A 1,225-nucleotide genomic window follows, 5' to 3' on the forward strand; every position below is an offset into this window, starting at 1 on the left:
TCTCGATTGAATTGGCCTGTTCAGCAAATTACTGCGCACGGTCGATTGGAGTTGTCCGATCTTATCGGTCACCACACGCTGGTTAATGGCAACATGACCTTTGTGTATGGACCGTTGGCACTGGCTGTAAAGCATGGCCATTTGCTGATCATTAATGAAATGGATCTTGCTGAGCCTGCTGAACTGGCTGGACTCAATGACATTTTGGAAGGTGCCCCGTTGGTCATCGCACAAAATGGCGGAGAGATCATCATGCCACATAACAAGTTTCGTTTTATCGCAACCGGCAACAGTGCGGGCAGCGGTGACCAAACGGGCTTGTATCAAGGCGTGCTTCAACAGAATTTGGCTTTCCTTGATCGCTTTAGAATCATTGAAGCGACCTATGCAGAACCATCTGTAGAGGAAGCCATTCTGGAGAACGTTGCGCCGGGCTTGCCAGAGGTCTTTCGCCAAAAAATGGTGAAGGTGGCTGGTGACATTCGTCGTCTTTTTATTGGGGGCGCGGATGGCGGTGCGGAGCTTAGTATCACCATGTCCACTCGGACCTTGGTGCGCTGGGCAAAGTTAACACTTGCTTTTAAAGGTGCTCCTAACGCAGTGGAGTATGCACTGGTTCGGTCTTTGACGGCTCGTGCTGAGTTGGAGCAACGAGAAGCTATTCACCGTATTGCCGCTGATGTCTTCGGTGACCATTGGGAGGATTGATGATGGAAAAGTGCTTTGCTCTTTACCGTTACAGTCATTCTGATGGGACAGCCAAAGAATGGGCCATTTATGTTGGATCAGATAACCAGGAGATTGAAGTTCGGTTTGGAAAAGCCGGTCAATTGTCGCAGCAGCGATTGATTGACTCGACTGATCCTAACGCTGAAGCAGACCGACGAATCAATGAGAAAATCAACAAGGGTTACCGATTTGTTGGACATGTCGGTATTGATCATCAAGGGCGGCCATTTGAACTCTCAAATGCGCTAGATAGCGTCGCGTGCGCCAATAACGTCAGTTGGGAGTTTCGTACTCGCAAGGACGTCAATGGCCAAATTTCGCTGGCGAAAAAAGCGTTATTCGATATGGCAAAGCTGCTTGAAGCCTATGGCTTGGCTGTTATTGATGATAACCAGATCAGGATTGGAGAATGGTCATTGGGGTTTTGCAAAAGCGGATTACCTAGTACCAATCAAATCAGCATGGTGTCAGGTGAAGGCGCTGGCATTGTTAACAC

General features: G+C 48.7%; 2 protein-coding genes. Both read left to right on the forward strand.

Annotated elements, in window-relative coordinates:
• On the forward strand, window positions 1–708 hold a 708-nt coding region (locus R7Z49_RS28150; RefSeq protein ID WP_318112130.1), incomplete at its 5' end, for a CbbQ/NirQ/NorQ C-terminal domain-containing protein.
• Window positions 708–1,225: hypothetical protein (locus R7Z49_RS28155; RefSeq protein WP_318112132.1), on the forward strand; the 518-nt coding region annotated here is incomplete at its 3' end. The genes R7Z49_RS28150 and R7Z49_RS28155, both read left to right, overlap by 1 nt.

This window comes from Vibrio sp. 1562 (assembly GCF_033340155.1).
Lineage (GTDB): Bacteria > Pseudomonadota > Gammaproteobacteria > Enterobacterales > Vibrionaceae > Vibrio > Vibrio alginolyticus.